The 21758-nt window shown below is 66.7% G+C and carries 17 protein-coding genes; 12 read left to right on the top strand and 5 right to left on the bottom strand.

Going from position 1 to position 21758, the window contains the following annotated elements:
• The first annotated feature begins 116 nt into the window (after positions 1-116).
• The 3 genes from PRN20_RS00175 to PRN20_RS00165 all read left to right on the top strand — a co-directional run bounded on the left by PRN20_RS00175 (position 117) and on the right by PRN20_RS00165 (position 2292).
• Entirely contained in the window at positions 117-1118 is a 1002-nt protein-coding gene (locus PRN20_RS00175; RefSeq protein ID WP_273954866.1) for an omptin family outer membrane protease, read from the top strand.
• A gap of 129 nt (positions 1119-1247) precedes the next feature.
• Positions 1248-1562 carry a hypothetical protein gene (locus tag PRN20_RS00170; protein WP_273954865.1) on the top strand — a complete coding sequence of 105 codons (315 nt, stop codon included), beginning with the start codon at positions 1248-1250 and terminating at the stop codon, positions 1560-1562.
• Between the two features lie 64 nt (positions 1563-1626).
• Positions 1627-2292 carry a L,D-transpeptidase gene (locus PRN20_RS00165; protein WP_273954863.1) on the top strand — a complete coding sequence of 222 codons (666 nt, stop codon included), beginning with the start codon at positions 1627-1629 and terminating at the stop codon, positions 2290-2292.
• 129 nt (positions 2293-2421) lie between these two features.
• Here PRN20_RS00165 and PRN20_RS00160 read toward each other — a convergent pair whose 3' ends face one another.
• Positions 2422-2904: a VOC family protein gene (locus PRN20_RS00160; protein WP_273954862.1), complete on the bottom strand. Its 483-nt coding sequence runs from the start codon at positions 2902-2904 to the stop codon at positions 2422-2424.
• Positions 2905-3068: 164 nt separating this feature from the next.
• Between PRN20_RS00160 and PRN20_RS00155 the strand changes: the two genes are divergently transcribed.
• The 9 genes from PRN20_RS00155 (at position 3069) to PRN20_RS00115 (ending at position 17709) form a co-directional block, all read left to right on the top strand.
• Positions 3069-5237, top strand: a complete 2169-nt coding sequence (locus PRN20_RS00155) for a primosomal protein N' (protein ID WP_273954861.1) — start codon at positions 3069-3071, stop codon at positions 5235-5237.
• 213 nt (positions 5238-5450) lie between these two features.
• Positions 5451-6011 carry a F0F1 ATP synthase subunit delta gene (locus PRN20_RS00150; protein ID WP_273954859.1) on the top strand — a complete coding sequence of 187 codons (561 nt, stop codon included), beginning with the start codon at positions 5451-5453 and terminating at the stop codon, positions 6009-6011.
• Positions 6011-7543 (top strand): F0F1 ATP synthase subunit alpha, encoded by a 1533-nt coding sequence (gene atpA, locus PRN20_RS00145; RefSeq protein ID WP_273954858.1) that lies wholly within the window; start codon positions 6011-6013, stop codon positions 7541-7543. The genes PRN20_RS00150 and atpA overlap by 1 nt, the downstream gene beginning before the upstream one ends.
• Before the next feature lie 117 nt (positions 7544-7660).
• Positions 7661-8539 (top strand): F0F1 ATP synthase subunit gamma, encoded by an 879-nt coding sequence (locus PRN20_RS00140; RefSeq protein ID WP_273954857.1) that lies wholly within the window; start codon positions 7661-7663, stop codon positions 8537-8539.
• Between the two features lie 18 nt (positions 8540-8557).
• Positions 8558-10099 (top strand): F0F1 ATP synthase subunit beta, encoded by a 1542-nt coding sequence (gene atpD / locus PRN20_RS00135; protein WP_273954855.1) that lies wholly within the window; start codon positions 8558-8560, stop codon positions 10097-10099.
• Positions 10100-10163: 64 nt separating this feature from the next.
• Positions 10164-10589 carry a F0F1 ATP synthase subunit epsilon gene (locus PRN20_RS00130; protein WP_273954854.1) on the top strand — a complete coding sequence of 142 codons (426 nt, stop codon included), beginning with the start codon at positions 10164-10166 and terminating at the stop codon, positions 10587-10589.
• A 301-nt stretch (positions 10590-10890) separates the two neighbouring features.
• A complete protein-coding gene (locus tag PRN20_RS00125) occupies positions 10891-12909 on the top strand; it encodes a methyl-accepting chemotaxis protein (RefSeq protein ID WP_273954853.1) in 2019 nt (672 codons plus the stop codon).
• 308 nt (positions 12910-13217) lie between these two features.
• A complete protein-coding gene (locus PRN20_RS00120; protein ID WP_273954851.1) occupies positions 13218-15266 on the top strand; it encodes a methyl-accepting chemotaxis protein in 2049 nt (682 codons plus the stop codon).
• 130 nt (positions 15267-15396) lie between these two features.
• Positions 15397-17709, top strand: a complete 2313-nt coding sequence (locus tag PRN20_RS00115; RefSeq protein ID WP_273954849.1) for a methyl-accepting chemotaxis protein — start codon at positions 15397-15399, stop codon at positions 17707-17709.
• A gap of 188 nt (positions 17710-17897) precedes the next feature.
• On the opposite strand, the gene PRN20_RS00110 is transcribed toward PRN20_RS00115, so the two are convergent.
• From PRN20_RS00110 to PRN20_RS00095, 4 genes are all read right to left on the bottom strand, one after another.
• The gene (locus PRN20_RS00110) at positions 17898-18584 is read right to left on the bottom strand and encodes an aspartate/glutamate racemase family protein (protein ID WP_273954848.1); all 687 of its coding nucleotides are present in this window, start codon (positions 18582-18584) and stop codon (positions 17898-17900) included.
• A 53-nt stretch (positions 18585-18637) separates the two neighbouring features.
• The gene (locus tag PRN20_RS00105) at positions 18638-19162 is read right to left on the bottom strand and encodes an RNA pyrophosphohydrolase (RefSeq protein ID WP_273954847.1); all 525 of its coding nucleotides are present in this window, start codon (positions 19160-19162) and stop codon (positions 18638-18640) included.
• Positions 19162-20289 carry a divergent polysaccharide deacetylase family protein gene (locus PRN20_RS00100; protein WP_273954845.1) on the bottom strand — a complete coding sequence of 376 codons (1128 nt, stop codon included), beginning with the start codon at positions 20287-20289 and terminating at the stop codon, positions 19162-19164. Before PRN20_RS00100 ends, PRN20_RS00105 begins: the two co-directional genes overlap by 1 nt.
• Before the next feature lie 115 nt (positions 20290-20404).
• Positions 20405-21754, bottom strand: coding sequence for a S41 family peptidase (locus PRN20_RS00095; RefSeq protein WP_273954844.1), 1350 nt, complete (start codon positions 21752-21754; stop codon positions 20405-20407).
• Between the last annotated feature and the right edge of the window lie 4 nt (positions 21755-21758).

The raw sequence follows: 21758 nt of genomic DNA, 5'->3' as shown, positions 1-21758 counted from the left end.
GACGTCAACAGCGCGTTAAGCACGCGCGCGAGCGGAAAGTTAAGTCTGATTTGGCAGCGTGCCGGAAGACGAGTGGTCGCGCCGCGTGGCCGCCGACGTGTTTTGGGGCGGAATTCATGATTGGGCGGATCGGGGCGCGCGAGATCGCGGCAGTGCTGGTGCTGTTTGCCTGTGGGACGACGGTGGCGGGTGAGCTTGGCTGGTCGGACTACGCGACAGGCGAGCCGGAAGAGAGCGGCGTGAGCCTCACGGGCGGGGTCGGCGTGGTCAGGCTAGAAGCCCACGAGTACGTCTATGCCGGGTCCGGCTCCGAGGCGCTGTTGAGCCACCTGATCTGGCAGAGCACGGCGCCGATGCTGTCGGCGGGCATTGCGGTGAAGGCGCCGGAAGGCTGGACCCTTGCCGCCAAGGCGCAGGTCGCCATGTCGGGCGACAGTTACATGGAGGACTTTGACTGGTTCGGGCCGGCATTCGTGAGCTTCGACTCGGACGACTGGACGCACCGTTCGCAGCACGACGACACCAATCTCGACTGGTACTTCAACGGCTCGCTGCTGGTTGGATACGACATGCCAGTGAGCGAGGGGATGCGAGTCAATCTCAACGGTGGGCTCAAGTACACCGACGTGCAATGGGCGGCCTATGGCGGCTCGTTCGTCTACAGCGACTTCGAGGACGGCGACCCTTGCGGCTTTCGCGGCTGTGTCGGCGACTTTTCCGACGGGGAACCGGGTATTACCTACCGGCAGACCTTCCCGGCGCTGGTGGCCGGCATCGATGGAGAAATCAGCGACGGGCCATGGACGGTAACTGGTTCAGCACAGGTCGGCGCCACCTTCTATGCGCAGGGCGACGACCACCACTGGCAGCGTAACCTGAACTTCATCGACACACTCAATCCCGCTCCGCTGGTCACGCTCGGTGCATCGGTGCGCTACCAGCTCGGAGACGGACTCGACCTCTTCGTCGAGGGCACAGCCGAGCAGGTGTTCACGGCGCGCGGCGATACGGAGAGCTACCGGATCACCGATGGAGTGTATGACGGCACGTACGTCGATGGCGGAGGGGGCGACCTGTTCGCGGCGAGCCTTTCGGCCGGACTTAAGGGCTCGTTCTAACGCGGCAATCCGGTTGGCGTCCCCGACTGTTGCCGATCTGCATCACTCGGGGGGTGGCGGCTGCCTGGGGGGACACACGGGCGTGAGGCGCCCTTTGCGTGCCGCATTCTGCGGGCTATCGGCCTAGGTATGCACCGGATTCTCTCCATCCTGATCGTCTTCGTCGCGCTCTTCGCGCTTGCCAGCCCGAGCTTTGCCACGGGCGTATGCGTTGCGCATGGAGGCCTGGCGATGGTGGCCGGCGACGACGGCTCGGTGCCGCTGCCCAACCCCTGCGAGATGCAGGGCGGCAAGCGCGTGATGCCGTCGCGGTCCGACCTCGCCCGCTTCGTTGCCGAAGTGCCGCGGGCGATGGTGGCCCAGTGGGCGCTCGGTCTTGCGGACGAGCCGATGCATGAGGGGCGCGCCCCGGCCGCGGAACTCCCTCCGCCGCGCCTCGGCTAGGCGCCCGACACCTCCACCCTCCCGACTGACCAGCGGCCTTCCGGCCGCCAACGAGATTTTCCACATGACTGAACTGATGATCGGCCGCCGGGCTCTGCTCGCCGGCGCGGCCAGCCTCGCTGCCCTTTCCCTCGCCGGTTGTGCGACCAGCGGCCAGCGCAGGCTGGAAGCGCAGACCGTCCGTATTCCCGACGACGTCCTCGCCATGTATGGGGCGCGGCCGGAGGAGCGCTTCCCGATCCCGGCGGCGCGCATGGATCTGATCGAGCCGCAGTTCTGGCGGCAGGTGGTCGACGACCCGACCGGCGAGCGGCCGGGCACCGTGGTGGTCGATACGACCCACCGCTTCCTCTACCTCGTGCAGGAGAACGGCAAGGCGATGCGCTATGGCGTCGGCATCGGCCGCGATGGCTTCACCTGGTCGGGACGCGGCGTCATCCAGTACAAGAAGGAGTGGCCGACCTGGACGCCGCCGAGCGAGATGATCGCGCGGCAGCCCGAGCTCGAGCCCTATCGCCGCGGCATGGCTCCGAGCCTCGAGAACCCGCTCGGCGCGCGGGCGCTCTACATCTTCAAGGACGGGCGCGACACGATCTACCGCGTGCATGGCGCGACCGACGAGCGGACCATCGGCAAGGCGATCTCGTCGGGCTGCGTGCGGCTGCTCAACCAGGACGTGATCGACCTCTACCAGCGTGTGCCGTCGGGCTCGCCGATCCTGGTGATGTAGCCGCAGCTTCGGAGACGGACCCCTCATCCGGCGCTACGCGCCACCTTCTCCCCGACGGGGGAGAAGAATGCGGCGGGGCCGGCTACTTGTGCCATTCCTCTCCCCGGCGGGGAGAGGAATGATCCCGAACTAACCCTTGAGCGCTTCGGCCAGGGACTTCTGCACGTAGGCCATGGGGGTGGACCAGTTGGGATCGGTCCCGCGCTTGCCCATTTCCTCCTCGCTGACGTCCTCGATGTGCTGCTGCAGCCACCAGATGTTGCCGAAGGGGTCGCGAACGCGGGCGACGCGGTCGCCGAAGGCGAGCAGGGTCGGCTTGGTCACCTCGGTGGCGCCGGCCTGGATTGCCCTGGCGAAGGCGACGCGCGCGTCGGGCAGGAAGAGGCGGATGAAGGCGGGTTGCGGCGGGGTGCCCGCGGGGGCATCGAAGGCCATGACCACGGCGTCGCCGATGCGGATCTCGGCATGCTCGACGATCCCTTCGGCGGTCGTCATGCGGGCCAGCTCGGTGCCGCCGAAGGCCTCGGCGATGAAGTCGAGCAGGCGGCCGGTATCGGCCGAGATGATCCACGGCGTAACGGCGGTGTAGCCCTGGGGAATATTGCTGGGCATTAGACGCTCCTTCGGTTGGTGTCCCGGCAGTCTCCGGTAGCGCGATGACAGGCACTGTCAGCAGTCGTGGAAGCAAACGCGGAGAGCCGGGCGGAGGCTCCCGTCCGGGATCGTGCAAAATCGCCTTGCATTTCCCGGCCCGGACGTGAACAAAGCGGGCACAGATGGCAGAGCTTCCGGACATCGTGGCGGTGATGGTGAGCGTGTCGGTCGATGGGCCGTACAGCTACCGGGTGCCCTATGGGATGAAGGTGGAGCGCGGCTCGATCGTCGCCGTGCCGCTGGTGGGCCGGCTGACGCTTGGCGTCGTCTGGGGCGTGCCCAAGGACAATTTCGCGCATAACCGGCTCAAGGACATCGCGCAGGTCTACGACACGCCGCCGCTGAGCGAGGAGCTGCTGAAGACCATCGACTGGGTTTCGAAGTACACGCTGGCGGCGCCCGGGCTGGTGCTGCGGAGCGTGCTGCGTTCGACCGAGGCGCTCGAGCCGGAGCGGCCGATCACGGCGTTCCGGTCGACCGGGGTCGATCCCGACAAGATGACCCGCTCGCGCGAGAAGGTGCTCGAGCTGCTGATGGATGGCGAGGCGTGGGCGAAATCGGCGCTGGTCGGCGCGGCTGGGGTTTCCGCTTCGGTTATCGAGGGGCTGGAGAAGGCCGGCGCGGTCGAGCGGATCGAGATGCCGCCGCCGCCCGTCGCCCTGCCGCCCGATCCGGACGCCGATCCCCCCACGCTCAGTGCGGAGCAGGCGGTAGCGCTCGGGCAATTGCGCGACATACCGGTCGACGGCTTCGGCGTGGCGCTGCTCGATGGCGTCACCGGTGGCGGCAAGACCGAGGTATTCTTCGAGGCGGTGGCGGATACGCTGAGGGCAGGGCGGCAGGCGCTGGTGCTGTTGCCGGAGATCGCGCTGACCTCGACGTTCGTACAGCGCTTCACCAGGCGGTTCGGCACGAAACCGGCCGAGTGGCATTCCGACATGACGCCGGCGCAGCGGACGCGGACCTGGCGCGGCGTGCTCAATGGCGACGTGCGCGCCGTGCTGGGGGCGCGGTCGGCGCTGTTCCTCCCGTTCAGGGAACTCGGGCTGATCGTCCTCGACGAGGAGCATGACGGGGCGTTCAAGCAATCGGACGGGGTCAACTACCACGCGCGCGACATGGCGGTGGTGCGGGCGAAGTTCGCCGAGGCGCGGGTGATCCTCAGTTCGGCGACGCCCTCGGTCGAGAGCCGGAACAATGCCAACCAGGGCCGCTACAAGCATGTGCTGCTGACCTCGCGCTTTGCCGAGGCGGGGCTGCCCGACATCACGCCGATCGACATGCGCGAGGAGCCGCCCGAGAAGGGGCATTGGATCGCGCCGAGGCTGGCGCGCGAGATCTTTGCGACGCTCGATCGGGGCGAGCAGGCGCTGCTCTTTCTCAACCGGCGAGGCTATGCGCCGCTGACGCTGTGCAAATCGTGCGGGCACCAGTACCAGTGCCCGGATTGCTCGGCCTGGCTGGTCGAGCACCGCTTCCGCGGCGTGCTGATGTGCCACCATTGCGGCTACACGGTGCGGACGCCCAAGACCTGCACGGAATGCGGCACCGTCGATTCGCTGACCCCGATCGGGCCGGGGATCGAGCGGGTGGCCGAGGAGGCGGCGGCGCGCTTCCCGGGGGCGCGGACGGTGGTGCTGTCCTCGGACATGGGCTCGAACCACGAGCTCAAGAAGCGGTTCGACGAGATCGAAAACGGCGAGCATGACCTCATCATCGGCACGCAGCTCGTGGCCAAGGGGCACCATTTCGAGAAGCTGACACTGGTGGGCGTGCTCGATGCCGATCTCGGGCTCGATCGCGGTGATCCGCGGGCGGCAGAGCGAACCTTCCAGATCCTCACGCAGGTGACCGGGCGCGCCGGGCGGGCCAACCGGGCGGGCAAGGCGTTCCTCCAGACCTACCATCCCAGCCATGCGGTGTTGCAGGCCATGGTCAAGGGCGACCGCGAGGCCTTCTACCGGCACGAGCTCCTGGCACGCGAAGCCGGGCAGTTGCCGCCATTCGGGCGGCTAGCGGCGCTGATCGTGTCGGCCAACGAGCAGGACGCGGCGTTCGGTTTTGCCAAGCAGCTGCTCAGCGCGGCCCCGATGGCGGACGGGCTGAAACTCTTCGGGCCGGCAGACGCCCCAATCGCCATGATCCGCGGTCGCCACCGGGTGCGGCTCCTCGCGCAATCGGGCAAGGATTTCGACCTTTCCGGCTATGTCCGCTTCTGGCTGGAGCAGGGACCGAAGGTCAGTGGCAACCTCAGGGTGCAGGTGGATATCGATCCGCAGAGTTTTCTTTGAGGAAGCCCTTGGCGCGGGACGCTTTCCCCTGCGACAAAACTCCCCGAAAGACTCGTGTTCCGGTGCCTTGCGATGCCCAACATCGCGTGATAGACGGGGCGCGAAAATCCGGGGGACATACGTTTTTCCCCGGGCGAACAATCATAAGCGACAGCAGCCTCCGGCGCCTCCAGTGGCCGGGTTCGGGTTGCGCAGCACGAGGATGACGGGGCATTGGCAGCGCAGGATTCAGTGCTTTCCCAGATCGCGCGGCCGTATGCGGCAGCGCTGTTCGAACTGGCCGAGGCCGACAAGTCCGTCGCCGCAGTCGAGCAGGGGCTGGACAAGCTTCTCGCTCTTGCCGAAGAGAATATCGACTTTGCGCGGTTCCTGCGCTCCCCGGTGATCAACACCGAGGAGAAGGCACAGGCGATGCACGCCGTGCTCGAGCGGGCCAAGGCGCACACCACGGTCGGCAACTTCGTCAAGGTCGTGGCACGTAACGGGCGCCTCTTTGCGCTGCCGGCGATCGTCGCCGCGTTCAAGGAGCGGGCTGCCGCGCATCGCGGTGAAGTCACCGCCGACGTCACTTCGGCCGTTGCGCTCAGCGCGGCCCAGGCCAAGGCGCTGGCCGATACGCTCAAGGCGAAGATCGGCAAGTCCGTCACGCTCAACCAACATGTCGACTCCAGCCTGATCGGTGGCCTCGTGGTCAAGGTCGGTAGCCAGATGATCGACAGCTCACTCAAAACCAAGCTCACGGCGATGAAGATCGCGATGAAAGAGGTCGGATAATGGATATCAAAGCCGCGGAAATCTCTGCGATCCTCAAGGAGCAGATTCAGAATTTCGGTCAGGAAGCCGAGGTATCCGAGGTCGGCCAGGTGCTGAGCGTCGGCGACGGTATCGCCCGCGTCTTCGGCCTCGACAACGTGCAGGCCGGTGAGCTCGTCGAGTTCCCGGGCGGCATCAAGGGCATGGCCCTGAACCTCGAGACCGACAATGTCGGCGTCGTGCTGTTCGGCAATGACCGCGGCATCAAGGAAGGCGACGTCGCCAAGCGTACCGGCGCCATCGTGGACACCCCGGTCGGCAAGGGGCTGCTCGGCCGCGTCGTCGACGCGCTGGGCAACCCGATCGACGGCAAGGGTCCGCTCCAGTACACCGAGCGTCGCCGCGTCGACGTGAAGGCCCCGGGCATCCTGCCGCGCAAGTCCGTGCACGAGCCCATGTCCACCGGCATCAAGGCCATCGACGCCCTGATCCCGATCGGCCGCGGCCAGCGCGAGCTGATCATCGGCGACCGCCAGACCGGCAAGACCGCCGTGATCCTCGACACGTTCCTCAACCAGAAGCCCGCCCATGCGGCCGGTGCTTCGGAGCAGGAAAAGCTCTACTGCATCTACGTCGCCGTCGGCCAGAAGCGCTCGACCGTGGCGCAGTTCGTGAAGGTGCTGGAAGACGCCGGCGCCCTCGAGTACTCGATCGTCATCGCAGCCACCGCTTCGGACCCGGCTCCGATGCAGTTCCTCGCGCCGATGACCGGCGCCGCGATCGGCGAGTATTTCCGCGACAACGGCATGCACGCCGTGATCGCCTATGACGACCTTTCCAAGCAGGCCGTCGCCTACCGCCAGATGTCGCTGCTGCTGCGCCGCCCGCCGGGCCGCGAAGCCTATCCGGGCGACGTGTTCTACCTGCACTCGCGCCTGCTCGAGCGCGCCGCCAAGCTCAACGAAGAGCATGGCCTCGGCTCGCTCACGGCGCTCCCGGTCATCGAGACCCAGGCGAACGACGTGTCGGCCTACATTCCGACCAACGTGATCTCGATCACCGACGGCCAGATCTTCCTCGAGACCAACCTCTTCTTCCAGGGTATCCGTCCGGCCGTGAACGTCGGTATCTCGGTGTCCCGCGTGGGTGGCAACGCCCAGATCAAGGCGATGAAGCAGGTTGCCGGCTCGCTCAAGGGCGAACTCTCGCAGTATCGCGAGATGGCTGCCTTCGCGCAGTTCGGTTCGGACCTCGACGCCGCCACGCAGCGCCTGCTGAACCGCGGCGCCCGTCTCACCGAGCTCCTCAAGCAGCCGCAGTTCTCGCCGCTGAAGCCGGAAGAAGAAGTCGCGGTGATCTTTGCCGGCGGCCAGGGCTTCCTCGACGACCTGCCGCTCAACAAGGTCAGCGAGTTCGAGAACGGCCTGCTCGGGAACCTCCGTTCCAAGCACGCCGACATTCTCCAGGCGATCGCCAAGGAGAAGGCGCTGTCGGACGACCTGCGCGCCAAGCTCAAGTCCGCCATCGAGGCGTTCAAGAAGACGTTCGCGTAACACCTTCGGATCGACGCGCGGCCCCGACCGGGCCGCGCCCGTTGACCCTAGACGTGAAGTCGAAGCGGAAGGTCCGCGGACCTTCCCGGCTTCACCCAGAGGAGTAAGAGCGGCCCGATGCCCTCGCTAAAGGACCTCAAGAACCGGATCGCCTCGGTCAAATCGACCCAGAAGATCACCAAGGCCATGCAGATGGTGGCCGCTGCCAAGCTGCGTCGCGCTCAGGAAGCCGCCGTCGCTGCGCGGCCCTATGCCGAGCGCATCGGCAAGGTGCTCGCGGCGCTGGGCGCTGCCTATGCCGGCCGTGCGGACGCTCCGGCGCTGCTGGGCGGCACGGGCAAGGACCAGGTGCACCTGCTCGTCGTCGCGACGGGCGAGCGCGGCCTTGCCGGCGGCTTCAACTCGTCGATCGCGCGCCTCGCCCGCGATACGGCGATCAAGCTGCTCGCCGAAGGCAAGACGGTGAAGATCCTCACCGTCGGCCGCAAGGGCAACGACATCCTCAAGCGTACGCTGGGCGACAAGATCGTCGAGGCGATCAGCTTCCGCGAGGTTCGCAATATCGGCTTCGCGCAGGCGTCGCTGGTGGGCGAGAAGATCCTCGCGATGTATGCCGCAGGCGAATTCGACGTCGCGACGCTGTTCTATGCGCAGTTCAAGTCCGTGATCAGCCAGGTGCCGACGGCGCAGCAGCTGATCCCGGCGCAGCTCCAGACGGCGGAAGCGCCGACCGGCGAAACGCTGATCTACGAATACGAGCCGAGCGAAGAGGCGATCCTCGAGGATCTCCTGCCGCGCAACATCTCGGTTCAGGTGCTCCGCGCGCTGCTCGAGAACAACGCATCCTTCTTCGGGGCGCAGATGAGCGCCATGGACAACGCCACGCGCAATGCGGGCGAAATGATCAAGAAGCTGACGCTGAACTACAACCGCCAGCGCCAGGCCCAGATCACCAAAGAACTCATCGAAATCATTTCGGGCGCGGAAGCGCTCTAGCAGGAACGAGGTAACAACATGGCCCGCGCAGCGACTGCAGCAAAAGCCCCGGCGACCGAAAAGGCTCCCGCCGCGAAGAAGTCCCCGGCCCGCAAGGCCTCCGACACGACCGCATCGGTCGCCACCGGCGGCAAGTCGGTCGGCCGGATCTCGCAGGTGATCGGCGCCGTGGTGGACGTGACCTTCGATGGTCACCTGCCCGCCATCCTGAACGCCCTCGAGACGGACAACAACGGCAACCGCCTGGTGCTCGAAGTTGCCCAGCACCTGGGTGAGAACTCGGTCCGCACCATCGCCATGGACACGACCGAAGGTCTGGTCCGCGGCGGCGCCGTGGTTGACACCGGTGCAGCCATCTCGGTGCCGGTCGGCGACGAGACGCTCGGGCGCATCATGAACGTGATCGGCGAGCCGATCGACGAAGCCGGCCCGGTCAAGACCTCGTCGCGTCGCGCTATCCACCAGGAGGCCCCGAGCTTCACCGAGCAGAGCTCGGAAGCCCAGATCCTCGTCACCGGCATCAAGGTCGTGGACCTGATCGCCCCCTACGCTCGTGGCGGCAAGATCGGCCTGTTCGGCGGCGCCGGCGTGGGCAAGACCGTGCTGATCCAGGAACTGATCAACAACGTCGCCAAGGCGCACGGTGGTTACTCGGTGTTCGCCGGCGTGGGTGAGCGTACCCGCGAGGGCAACGACCTCTACCACGAAATGATCGAATCGGGCGTGAACAAGGACCCCAAGGAGCACGGCGGCTCGACCGAAGGCTCCAAGTGCGCCCTCGTGTTCGGCCAGATGAACGAGCCCCCGGGGGCCCGTGCCCGCGTGGCGCTTTCGGGCCTCACCGTCGCCGAGCACTTCCGCGACCAGGGCCAGGACGTGCTGTTCTTTGTGGACAACATCTTCCGCTTCACCCAGGCGGGCGCCGAAATGTCGGCTCTGCTCGGCCGTATTCCTTCGGCGGTGGGTTACCAGCCGACGCTCGCGACCGACATGGGCGCGCTGCAGGAGCGCATCACCACCACCAACAAGGGCTCGATCACTTCGGTGCAGGCGATTTACGTGCCGGCCGACGACCTGACCGACCCGGCGCCGGCGACCTCGTTCGCCCACCTCGACTCGACGACGACGCTGAACCGCGCCATCTCCGAGAAGGGCATCTACCCGGCCGTGGATCCGCTGGACTCCACCTCGCGCATGCTCTCGGCCAACATCGTCGGCGAAGAGCACTACAACACCGCCCGCCAGGTGCAGCAGATCCTGCAGCGCTACAAGGCGCTCCAGGACATCATTGCGATCCTGGGCATGGACGAGCTTTCCGAAGAGGACAAGCTGACCGTGGCGCGCGCCCGCAAGGTCGAGCGCTTCATGAGCCAGCCGTTCCACGTGGCCGAGGCCTTCACCGGCGCTCCGGGCGTGTTCGTGCAGCTCGAAGACACCATCAAGGGCTTCAAGGGCCTGGTGAACGGCGAGTACGACCACCTGCCGGAAGCGGCGTTCTACATGGTCGGCACGATCGAGGACGCGGTGAAGAAGGCACAGAAGCTGGCCGCCGCGGCCTAAGGGCACCAACCCACACGATGGGTTCGCCGCAAAGGCGGACCCGAACTCTTTCCGAGGCAGGATCATGGCCGAAGGCGTCAAACTCGAGATCGTCTCGCCCGAGCGGTTGCTCTTCTCGGAGACCGTGAAGTCGGTCACCGTGCCGGGCGCCGAAGGCTATTTCACCGTGCTGGGCGACCATGCCGCGTTCATGACGACGATGAAGCCGGGCTTCATCACCGTGGTGGACAATGGCGGCATCAGCCACGTCTACTATGTGCGCGGCGGCTTCGCCGACGTGTCGCCGGAGGGGTTCACCATCCTCGCCGAAGAAGCGCAGGACATCGCCGAATTCGACCGCGCCAAGATCGAAGGGCTGATTGCCGCCGGTCTCACCGCGCAGCAGGCGGCGACCACTGCCGACGAAGAGATGCGTCTGCAGCAGGAAATCGACAGCTGGCGCAACCTGCTGCTCGAATCCTCGGTCGGTACGGGCGCGACCGCGCACTAAGGCATCTGCCGGAACTCTGTTTTGAACGGGCGTCCCAACGGGGCGCCCGTTCTGCTTTCAGCATCCCGTGAACGTGCTCGCGGCCGCTCTCACTTTCTCTTCACCGGTCGTTAAGCAAAACAGCCTAGCTGTCATGTAGGGAATGCCTAGAAATTCATCGCGCTGCCCACAGGAGGGGCGGAGCCTGGTTATCGTTATGCATTCCACCAACCAAGCAACCGCAAGCCGTTTGCCGGACCCTGCGCCGGAGCGGCCTGCTCATGTCCAAATGACTTCGGGGAGGCCGTGCGCCTAGTCGACAATGAAGATCCGGACGAGACTATTTCTCATCGTTGCCGTCATGGGACTGGTCGTGTCGCTGTTGGGCGGGCTTGCCGTCTACGCCACGCTGTCCTTCTCCGACCGCATGTTGCAGCTCGAAGCGGCTGCGACGCGCGCCTACAATGGCGAGCATCTCAACCGCCTCGTCACGGCCGTCGTCATGGATGCGCGCGGCATCTACGCGGCCAAGGACACCGAAGCGGCCGCGCCCTTCGGCGAGGGCATTCTCAAGTCGCTCGACAAGATCGACGCGCACCTCGCCGCCTGGCGTCCGCTGGTGACGCCCGACGGGTTCGAGGCCTTCGAGAAGGTCGTCGCCCGTTCCGCCGAGTTCCGTGAGTTCCGCGCGGAGACGGCGCGGCTCGGCACGATCGATCCACGGCAGGCCAACGACCAGGGCAACAACGAGGCCAACCGCGCCAACCGCAAGGCCTATCAGGCCGAGATCGACGCGCTGGTCGAACAGGACCAGGCCAACTTCGTCGCCATCGAGGACGAGTTGCACGCCTTCCAGGGGCTGATCGTGCCGGCGATGATCGGCGCGACGCTGCTCGGACTCCTCGCCGGGGTGGGCGCGGCCCTCTATGTCGGCACCCGCTACGTCTCGCGGCCGCTGACCCATGTGACCGACACGATGGCGCGTATCGCGGAGGGCGACTTCACCACCGAGGTCCCCTATGCCGGCGAGAAGAACGAGATCGGCCAGATGGCGGCCGCCGTTCAGGTGTTCAAGGAGAACGGCATCCGCGTCGCCGAGATGAACGAGGATGAGCGCACCCGGCACCAGAAGGCGGCCGATCGTGCCACCATGATGCAGGGCTTCCAGGACGAGTTCGACGCCGTGGTGGCGGCAACGCTGCGCGGCGACCTCAGCAAGCGCATCGATGCCGAGTTCACGGATGGTGACATCCGGCGCATCGCCTCCAACTTCAACGGACTGATGGACACCGTTGCATCGGGCCTGAGCCAGGCGGGAGACGTGCTTTCGGCGCTGGCCCATGCCGACCTGACGCGCCGCATGGAAGGGGCGTACCAGGGTGAGTTCGCGCGCCTCAAGGACAGCACCAACACTGTCGCCGAGAAGCTGACCGAGATCGTCGGCCAGCTGCAGAAGACCTCGTTCGATCTCAAGAATGCGACCGGCGAGATCCTCGCCGGAGCGAACGACCTCAGCGAGCGCACCACCAAGCAGGCGGCGACGATCGAGGAGACGTCCGCGGCCATGGAGCAGCTCGCGACCACGGTCCTCGCGAATGCGCAACGCGCCGCCGGCGCCTCCGACAATGCCGGCCAGGTGACGAACGCGGCCGAGGAGGGGGGCGCCGTGATGCTGAAGGCCAACGACGCGATGGGCCGGATCAGCGACAGTTCGGCGAAAATCTCCAACATCATCGGACTTATCGACGACATCGCCTTCCAGACCAACCTGCTGGCCCTCAACGCGTCAGTGGAAGCGGCGCGGGCGGGCGAAGCCGGCAAGGGCTTCGCCGTTGTGGCGGTGGAGGTCCGGCGGCTAGCCCAGTCGGCGGCTGAAGCTTCGAGAGAGGTCAAGGCGCTCATCGAGCAATCGGGCACAGAGGTGCAGGCGGGCTCCAAGCTCGTCGCCGACGCCGCAGGCAAGCTCGAGGCGATGCTCGTCGCGGTCCGCGGCAATCGCGAACTGCTCGAAGGCATCGCCCGCGACAGCCGCGAGCAGGCCTCGGCGATCGAGGAGGTGAACACCGCGGTGCGCCAGATGGACGAGATGACCCAGCACAACGCCGCCCTGGTGGAAGAGATCAACGCTGCCATCGAGCAGACCGAGACGCAGGCCAGCGAGCTCGACCGGATCGTGGCGGTGTTCACCCTCGACGGACGGGACGAAGCTGTCGCTCCCGCTCGCGAGTTGCCACCGCGGCGGGAGGGCGCCGTCAGCCGGCAGAAGGTGCAGGCTGCGGCGAGGACCTATCTCAGCTCCGGCAACGCAGCGATCAAGTCCGACGAGTGGTCGGAGTTCTAGGCCAACCGAGGGGGAGGAGGGTTGGGGCCTATGCTCTTCCTTCTCCCCTCGATCCTCCCCCGCTGTATTGGACAAGTGAACATGGATTGTTCGCTGTGCCCGAACTGGATACGCGGCGGTAAAGACCTGGCCGGCGCGGAAGATAACGGTGGCACAGAGCTGCTTCAGCCACGAAAGCACGGCCAACAAGTCCGAAGACTGAGCCGAATTCTCGGCGGTGCGGCCACCGGAAACGGTGCATTAACCATAACCCCCTAAGCGTTTTCACCAGGCTGGTCGTCGCCGCGCTGAGAACCAGGAGGTTCGGAATGGTGTTCGGGTTGGGTCAGGTGCTCGGCAAGGGCATTCCGACCAGAGTGGTCGTGCTTGCGCTCGGCGTCGTGATCGTCATGATCGGCGGCATCTACTCGGCGATGACCTTCATGGTGTCGCAGAGCTTCCAGCAAGCGTCGCGCGACTCGGCCGCCATCATGAGCGCGCTCCGGGCCCACATGACCGCCGACATGCTCCATGACGGGTTGCGCGGCGTGGTGTACCGGGCGATGTACTCCGGCATCACCTACGATGCGAACGGGCTGGCGGAAGCCGGCACCGAGATCGCCGAGTATGGGACCGAGATGCGCGCAGCGGTGGGGGCGGCAGCCAGCATCTCGGTGCCGCAATCGGTGATCGATGCGGTCGGATCGGTGTCGGAACCGCTCAACGCCTATCTCGAATCGGCAGAGCACGTGGTCAGCTCGGTAGCGAGCGGCAATCTTGGTGGTGCCAAGGCGGCGCTGCCGCGCTTCAACGAGGCGTTCAAGGCGCTCGAGGACCGGCTGAGCGCCGTGTCCGACGCGATCGAGGCCGCCAATGGCGACGTGATGGCCGAGGCGGCGCAGACGGCACGGCTGAGCGATATCGCGAGCGTCGTGGGGCTGGGGATGATCGTCCTCCTCGCCATCGCGACGCTGGTCCTTTCCAACATCCTGTTCCTGAGGCCGCTGGCCGGCATGACGGCCGGCTTCAAGCGCCTGTCGAGCGGCGACCTGGAGGTGGCAGCGGCGCGTGGCGGCATCGTCACGGAGATGGCGATGCTGGGCGACGTGCTGGCGGACTTCCGTGCTGCGCTGATCAGCCGGGCGCAGATGACCGCCGAGGGCGATGCCGCGGCGGAAGTGGAGCGGGTGCGGCAGGAGAAGGGCAACCGCCTTGGGGCGCTGCTGGCCGAGCATACCGGTGCGGCGATGCGCGGCGATTTCAGCGGCCGGCTGCCCACCGATTTCGACGATGAGAGCCTCGCCGGCATCGCGCGGGCCTTCAACGGGCTGTTCGACACTGTCGAGCGGGGGCTGACCGAGACCGGCGGCGTGCTCAATGCGCTGGCCAACACGGACCTGACGCAACGGGTGGAGGGTCAGTACGAGGGGGCGTTCCTCAGGCTCAAGGACGATGCCAACGCGGTCGGCGACCGGCTGACCGATGTCGTAAGCAACCTGCGATCGACCTCGCGTTCGCTCAAGGTGGCGACGGGGGAGATCCTCTCGGGCGCCAACGACCTTTCCGAGCGGACCACCAAGCAGGCCGCGACGATCGAAGAGACCTCGGCGGCGATGGAACAGCTGGCGGTGACGGTGCTGGAGAATGCCAAGCGCGCCGAGTCGGCGAGCAGCAACGCCGCTGACGTATCGCGAACCGCCGAGCAGGGCGGCGAGGTGATGCGCGAGGCGACTGCCGCGATGGAGCGGATCACGCAGAGCTCGGCCAAGATCTCCAACATCATCGGAATGATCGACGACATCGCGTTCCAGACCAATCTGCTGGCGCTCAACGCATCGGTGGAAGCGGCACGAGCCGGCGACGCGGGCAAGGGTTTTGCCGTGGTCGCTGTCGAGGTGCGGCGACTGGCGCAATCGGCCGCGAGTGCTTCGAGCGAGGTTAAGGCGCTGATCGAGCAATCGGGGACGGAGGTCGCCGGCGGTTCAAGGCTGGTGGCCGAGGCGGCCGCCAAGCTCGGGGTCATGCTCGAGGGTGCGCGCACCAACTACGAGCTGTTGCAGGGCATTGCCGGCGAGAGCCGGGCGCAGGCCTCCTCGATCGAGGAGGTCAACGTCGCAGTCCGCACGCTCGACGAGATGACCCAGCAGAACGCGGCACTGGTTGAACAGACCAACGCAGCGATCGAGCAGACCGAGGGGCAGGCCAACGAGCTCGACCGGATCGTCGACGTATTCTCGATCGGGGACGGTCCGACCATGCCGGCGCCCGAGATGCCCCGGCCAGGTTCGGTGCAGGCCCTCCAGCAGAGGGTGAAGACGGCAGCCCGCAACTACCTCGACGGCAATGCCGCCGTGGCGAGGGACTGGGCCGAGTTCTAGCGCCGCGAGGCGTTCGGCACGGCCCCAAGACGGGCGTGCCGAACAGCAATCATGGTTGAGAGTTAATTAACGACTGTTGCCGCTTTATTGGGCACGACAGAAGTCTCCACGGCCGGAGGAGCGGCTCTTCATGCGTATACGTTCTCTATCCCTCAAGGTGGCACTGCTTGGTGGTGCCGCCCTTACAGCCGTGTTTGCCGTTGGCATGACGTTCCTGGTGCAGCAGGTCGGCGGCACCATCGAGTCCCAGACGCGGGAACTCCAGGCGGAGACCACCCAGGGGATCGCCAATGACGTGTCGGCGGAGCTGATGCGCGGCGAGCGGGCGGCAGCGGGGATCATCGCCGCGATCGAAGGGCTGCATACAGCGGGGATCCGGGACCGCGCCGTCTACGATGCCACCCTGCGGCGGTTCCTCGAGAACAACACGAACCTTCTGGGCACCTGGTCGGGCTGGGAGCCGAATGCGCTCGACGGCAACGACGCCGCGTTCACCGGCAAGCCGGGGCATGACGCGACGGGCCGCTACATTCCCTATTGGAACCGCGGCTCGGGCCAGGTCGTCCTCGAGGCACTGGCCGGCTACGACCAGCCGGGCGCCGGCGACTATTACCTCAAGCCCAAGGAACTGGGTCGCATGGTTGCGATCGAGCCCTACAGCTACGTGGTGGGGGGCAAGGACGTGCTGCTGATGTCGTTCAGCGGCCCGATCAAGGCCGGCGATACCTACATGGGCACGGGCGGCGTCGACCTCGCGCTCAACGACATCAATACCCGCATGGCCGAGATCAAGCCGTTCGGCACGGGCAGCATCACCATCGTTTCGGCGACAGGCATCGTCGTCGCGCATCCCGACCCGGCCATGATCGGCAAGACGGTCGATCCGGCCGACCCGATCAGCGGCATCGTCACGACCGCACTTGCCGACGGCGCCGCCAAGGAAGCCGACACCACCGGCACCGACGGCACAGCCATCCGGCAGACGGCCCAGCCGTTCAGCGTCGCGGGGACCGCGGATCGCTGGGTGGTGATCGCGAGCGTGCCGGTGGCGACGCTCGAGGCGGCCCTGAACCAGGGCCGGATGACCATCATCGCGCTCTCGGCGATCTGCGTGATCGCCGCCTGTGCCCTGCTGTTCGTCCTGATCCGCACGCTTGTGGGCGGTCCGCTCGGCGCGATGGGCCGGACGGTCAAGACGATGGCCGACGGCGACTATTCGGTCACGGTGGCGGGTACGGAGCGGATCGACGAGGTGGGCACGCTGGCCCGCGCCGTCGAGGTGTTCCGCGAGAACGGCAAGAAAGTCGCCGAGATGACCGAGGCCGAGGCGGTGCGCATCATCCGGGACCAGGAAGAGCGGGCCCGCATGATGGCCGAGCTGCAATCCGCATTCGGCGACGTGGTCGATGCCGCGATCGATGGCGACTTCTCCCGGCGCGTGTCGGCGGAGTTTCCCGACCAGGAGCTCAATGCGCTCGCGGGCAGCGTCAACTCGCTGGTCGAGACGGTGGATCGCGGGCTGGGCGAAACCGGCGAGGTGCTGTCGGCGCTGGCGCAGACGAACCTTACCCGGCGTGTCACGGGCCAGTATGGCGGGGCGTTCCAGCGGCTCAAGCAGGACACCAACCTCGTGGCCGAACGGCTCACCGAGATTGTCGGCCAGCTCAAGCAGACCTCGCGCGGGCTGAAGACGGCAACCGGAGAAATCCTGTCGGGCGCGAACGATCTCAGCGAGCGCACCACCAAGCAGGCGGCGACCATCGAGGAAACCTCGGCGGCCATGGAGCAGCTGGCGACCACTGTCGGCGCCAATGCCCAGAACGCGCTGCAGGCAAGCGAGGCGGCAGGGCGGGTGACGCTCGCGGCCGAGCAGGGCGGCCAGGTGATGCAGGAGGCCAATGCGGCCATGGAGCGGATCACCAGCTCCTCGGCCAAGATCTCCAACATCATCGGGATGATCGACGACATCGCCTTCCAGACCAACCTCCTCGCGCTCAATGCCTCGGTCGAGGCGGCACGGGCCGGCGAAGCGGGCAAGGGCTTTGCAGTTGTCGCGGTGGAAGTGCGGCGGCTCGCGCAGTCGGCGGCGGAAGCCTCGGCGGAAGTGAAGGCGCTGATCGAGCAATCGGGCAGCGAGGTGGGCTCCGGCTCGCGGCTCGTGGCCCAGGCAGCCGAAAAGCTCGAGGCCATCCTCGGGGCGGCGCGTTCGTCGAACCAGCTGATGGAAAAGATCGCCAATGACAGCCAGGAGCAGGCGGCGGCGATCGAAGAGGTCAACACCGCGGTCCGCCAGATGGACGAGATGACCCAGCATAATGCGGCGCTGGTCGAGGAGACCAATGCGGCGATCGAGCAGACCGAGGCGCAGGCCTCCGAGCTCGACCGGATCGTCGAGGTGTTCCAGGTGTCGGAGCAGCATGGCGGGATGCGGCGGGCGGCTTAGCCCGGAAGCTGTCGATGGCAACCTTCTCCCCTTGTGGGAGAAGGTGCCCGAAGGGCGGATGAGGGCTATCTCTGCGCGCACACCATCGCTCTTCGCTACGCTCCGATCGCGCAGCCATTGGCTGCGGGACCCCTCATCCGGCGCTGCGCGCCACCTTCTCCCACAAGGGGAGAAGGCAAGGGGAGGGCTCAGCTCAAAGCGGCCGCGACCAGCGCCTTGGCGTGCAGGTCGGTGGTGTCGTAGGTCGGGAGCGGGCTGACGCTGTCGTCGATCAGCATGCAGATCTCGGTGCAGCCGAGGATCACGGCTTCGGCGCCGCGGGCTTGCAGCCGGGTGATGGCGTCGATGTAGATGCGGCGGGACTCGTCGCGCACGATGCCGAGGCAGAGTTCCTCGTAGATGATGCCGTTGAGGTTGGTGATGCCGACATCGGGCACCAGGACCTCGAGGCCGCGCTGCTCCAGCCCCTCGATGTAGAAGCGCTTCTCCATGGTGAAGCGGGTGCCCAGCAGCCCGACCTTGCCGATGCCGTCGGCCAGCAGGGCATCGGCGGTGGGGGCGGAGATGTGGACGAAGGGGACATTCAGCGCAGCGACGATCTGCGGGGCGCAGATGTGCATGGTGTTGGTGGCCAGGCCGATGACGCCGGCGCCCTGGGCCTCAAGCGAGGCGGCGATGCGTGCGAGAATCGCGCCGGCGCCCTCCCAATCACCCGCCCGCTGCATCGCCTCGATGGGGGCGAAATCGACCGAGTGGACGATCACGGGCGCCGAGTGCAGGCCACCCAGACGGGCTGCTGTCTCGCGATTGAGGATGGCGTAGTAGTGAGCCGTGGATTCCCAGCTCATGCCGCCGATGAGGCCGATGGTTTTCATGCGGTTGCTTCTAGCGCGCCCCGGCGTGGACCGGGAGTGAATTCGCCCGGTGGCTAGCCCCGAACGCCGGCCGGCACTTTGCGGAAGGCGTCGACGACCTGCAGGTAGGCGTCGCGCTTGAAGGGGACGATGAGGTCGGGGAGCTTTTCCAGTTCCTCCCAGCGCCACTTGTCGAACTCGGCCGGGTGAGCGCCGCCACCGGGGGTCTCGACGTCGATCTCGCTCTCCTCGCCGGTGAAGCGGAAGGCAAACCAGCGCTGGCGCTGGCCGCGATACTTGCCCTTCAGCGCGATGCCGAGGGCCTCGTCGGGCAGGTCGTAATAGATCCAGTCCGGCGCCTCGGTGATGAGGTCGGCGGTCCGGATCGAGGTTTCCTCGTAGAGTTCGCGCCAGGCGGCGTCGATGGCGCTCTCGCCCTTGTCGATGCCACCCTGCGGCATCTGCCAGGGGGCGCCGAGCGCGGCCGAGCTTTCCGGGTCGCCCTCGGCCTTGCGGCGGCCGATGAAGACGCGGCCTTCGCGGTTGAACACAGCAACCCCGACACAGTCGCGGTAGGGCATGTCTTCGCGGCGTGGCATCAGCTGTCTCCCATCAGAGCACTGGCCGGTACGAGGTCGATGCCCTTGCCGGCAAGGTCGGCGGCCCAATCGGCAATGGCTTCGATCGATACGGGCAGGGCGGAGACGATGCCGATGGCGGAACCCGATTGCAACGCCTTCTTCTCGAGGTCCTGCAGCGCGGCCAGGATCGGTTCGCGGGCCGGGTTGGCGTCGACAAGGGCGTCGATGCGCGCGAAGGGGACGCGGTTGGCGCGCGCCAGTTGCGGCGCCAGCGAGCGGTTGGACGAGCCGTCGTCGAGATAGCCGAGACCGCGCGCGCCCAATTCTTCCATCACAGGGGCGAAATCGGCGCCGGACGAGGTGAAGCGGGCGCCCATGTTGTTGATCACGCCGACATAGCCCGGGAAACGGCTCATGACGTGGAAGAGCTTCTGCAAGTTGTCGCGCGGCGCCTGGCCGGTGAGCAGGGTGTCGGGGCCAGGGTCATTGTCGGGATAGTCGAAGGGTTCGAGCGGAACCTCGAGGAAGATCTCGTGTCCGCCCACCCGCGCCGCGCCGACGGTGCGATCGAGCGTCTTGCCGTAGGGAGCAAAGGCCAGCGTCACTTCATCGGGCAGGGCTTCGATGGCCTCGAGCGTGCCGTCGAGGTTCAGGCCGAGGCCCGAGACGACAAGGGCGATGCGCGGCCGGCCATCCCCGGCGACGACGGGGCGCGCATAGGCATCGAACGGACGCAGTCCCGTGGCCGACATGCGCGGAATGGGGCCGAACTCGGTCTCTTCGAGCAGTTCGGGGTCCGTGGCGGCCGGATCGGGAAGAGGATCGGCGTCGCTGACGGAGGTGGCCGAAACCACCGGGACCTGGTCGGCGGGGAACATCTCGGGATCGGCGGTGATGGTCGCGGTGCTCGGGCTCGCCATGGCACCGGCAAGGCTGTTGTTGCCGGTGTTTGCGGCGATGTCGACCGTCGCGCCCGGACGGCCACCGTCGGGATCATCGACCAGCACAACGCGCGCGACGACGCCGATTGCGAGAATGGCGAGAAGGCCCAGGGCGATACGCGTGACGGGGATATGGCGGGGAAGGCGCGGGCCCGAGCGGGCCCTGGCGCTCCGGCGCTTCAAGGGGGCGCTGAGATCGGTCATCGGCGTGCCTCGCGTCCCCGGAGGGACAGAAATGGAGCGGGGCGGCGAATCGCCGCCCCGTCATCAGGCACAGTGCGTGGGCAATGGGTAACGGAGCGTTAACCCTGAGCCCAGATCAGCCCGCGGCCTTGGGCGGGAAGGCCTCGTTGGTCTCGGTGCCCTGGATCAGCTTGATGGCGTATTGCAGCTGGTTGTCCTTGTCGGCCTCGGCCGGGACGTAGACCGACGAGCCGACAGTGGCGCGCTCTTCGGTGCCGCCGCCGATCTCGCCCGGCAGGGCGGCCTCGCCGATGATCTCGTCACGACCCTTGAATTCGTCGGGGACGTCCTGGGTGATGACGATATCGGGCTGGATGCCGGCCGCCTGGATCGAGCGGTTGTTCGGCGTGTAGTAGCGCGCCGTGGTCAGGCGCATGGCGCCATCGGGACCAAGCGGGATGATCGACTGCACCGAACCCTTGCCGAACGAGCGCGTGCCGACGACGGTGGCGCGCTTGTGGTCCTGCAGGGCACCGGCGACGATCTCGGCCGCTGAGGCGGAGCCGCCGTTGACGAGCACGACCATCGGTATCTGGGCGAGCTTCTCGTCGAGCGCGTCCGGCTTGGCGTCGTAGCGCGCGCTTTCCTGCTCGATGCGGCCGCGGGTCAGAACGACTGCGCCCTGCTTGAGGAAGGCGTCGGAGACGAACACCGCCTGGTCGACGAGGCCGCCCGGATTGTTGCGCAGGTCGAGCACGATGCCCTTGGGCGCCTTGCCAAGCTGCTTGTAGGCGTCATCGATGGCCTTCTGGATGCCCGGGAAGGCCTGCTCGGAGAAGCGGGCGAGACGGATCACGGCCACGTCGTCCTGCATGGTGAGGCGGGCGGCGCGGGTCGCGATGATGTCGCGGGTGAGCTCGAAGGTGAGCGGCTCGGATACGCCTTCGCGCACCACGGTCACCTTGATCTTGGTGCCGATCTGGCCGCGCATCTTCTCGACGGCCTGATCGAGGGTCAGGCCCTGGATCTGCGTGCCGTCGAGTTCGACGATGTAGTCGCCGGCAAGGATGCCGGCCTTGGCGGCGGGGGTATCGTCGATGGGAGTGACGACCTTGATCACGCCGTCTTCCATCTGGACCTCGATGCCGAGGCCGCCGAACTGGCCGGAGGTATCCTCCTGGACGTCGGAGTACTCGACCGGCTCCATGTAACCCGAATGCGGGTCGAGCGAGGTCAGCATGCCCTGAAGCGCGGCGTGGATGAGCTTACGCTCATCGGGCGCCTCGACATACTCGGCGCGTATGCGGTCGAAGACCTCGCCGAACAGGTCGAGATCGGAGTAAACCTCGTCCGATGTACGGGGACCGGCGACTTCGGCCGGCGTGTCCTGGGGCGTCTGGTCCTGCGCGATCAGCGGGGCGCAGGCGAGGCCGAGCGTAAACACAGCTGCCATCGAAGCGACAATGCGGAGGGGCGTCAGGCGCATCAAA

Origin of the sequence: Devosia sp. ZB163, from assembly GCF_028613635.1 — a bacterium.
Classification (GTDB): Bacteria; Pseudomonadota; Alphaproteobacteria; order Rhizobiales; family Devosiaceae; genus Devosia_A.
This window is presented reverse-complemented; position numbering and strand designations above follow the sequence as displayed.